Raw genomic sequence first — 1,097 nt, forward strand, 5'->3', positions numbered from 1 at the left:
TTTCAGCCGATCGTGTTGTTCAACTAAAACATGCATTAGTTGGATACGTTAAATAGAATTAAGTTTATTTTTTTCTTTCCAATTTTGAACTAGTGCTTCGTGCATTTCTTTTGGTTTTTCAATCTCAATCCAATTTATATTACCACTATATCTCCAAAAAATATTTTTTAAAGGAAGTTTATGTCTTAATCTAACTTGCTCTTCTTTATAAATGAAAACTCGTATAAATGTTGATTTTGTAAACCATTCATTATCATTTTTATGCATTTCAATATTCTCAATTTCATTCCAAAAAATTTTATTACCTTTAAAATCAACTACCACACCTTCATCATCCCAATATACTCCTTTACCTCTTTTTCTCGAAAGGAATATAGAGTATGAAGACCAAAATAGTAAAAAATCAAATGCTACCAACCCTATCCAATAGAACAAATTTGAAACAGTAAAACGACTTAAACTTACTGTGAACATAATTGTTAAAAATAGTGAAATTGAAGCAATTACTATGAAAAAAAACATCAATTGGATTTTAGCCTTATAAACTTTCATTCTTGTTGTTTTCAACTCCTGTTAGAATTATTTTTTTGTCTTATTAGAGTTAATAAGTTAATTATATAGTTTATACCAACTTTTGTAATTGGCGTAATTTTATTTTGTTTCAATGAAGTTCAAACATTCCTTATTGCACTAACCTGTCAGTTAGTTGTTTAAGAAAATCATCAATTTACTTTAACAAGTTCAATTAAGTAAAGATAAATCCAAATGTGACTCGGGATTATCAACTAAAGCATACTTTTCCCTTAAAAAATGCCATCTTGGTTTCGGTTATTTATCTCTTGTTGCATTAAGGTAATGAGGTGAAAAATCCTATTATCTTATGATTCTTTTTTATACGAAAATCCAATTCTTTTTTTGAGGCTATGTAACTAGCCTAGTAATACAAAAAGAAGCATATAATCAAAACGGGTGAATCAGATTAATACGAAAAAATAAAGGAGAAGGCTGTTTTTTGTTTAGAATATCAACTTGCATTTATGAATAATTCTTTTATTCGAATTTATAGATTCAATGAAAGAGGTGAGTGCAATAAAATC

Annotated in this window: 1 protein-coding gene; it reads right to left on the minus strand. The window is 27.2% G+C overall.

Annotated elements, in window-relative coordinates; genetic code table 11:
* Window positions 1–48: 48 nt before the first annotated feature.
* Window positions 49–552 (minus strand): hypothetical protein, encoded by a 504-nt coding sequence (locus tag CN514_RS21150; protein WP_098234274.1) that lies wholly within the window; start codon window positions 550–552, stop codon window positions 49–51.
* Window positions 553–1,097 lie beyond the last annotated feature (545 nt).

Origin of the sequence: Bacillus sp. AFS001701 (assembly GCF_002559405.1) — a bacterium.
Lineage (GTDB): Bacteria > Bacillota > Bacilli > Bacillales > Bacillaceae_G > Gottfriedia.

Bases quoted from the DNA above. Each gene is read 5' to 3' on its own strand.
- CN514_RS21150 (WP_098234274.1), bottom strand. From the start codon at position 552: ATGAAAGTTTATAAGGCTAAAATCCAATTGATGTTTTTTTTCATAGTA.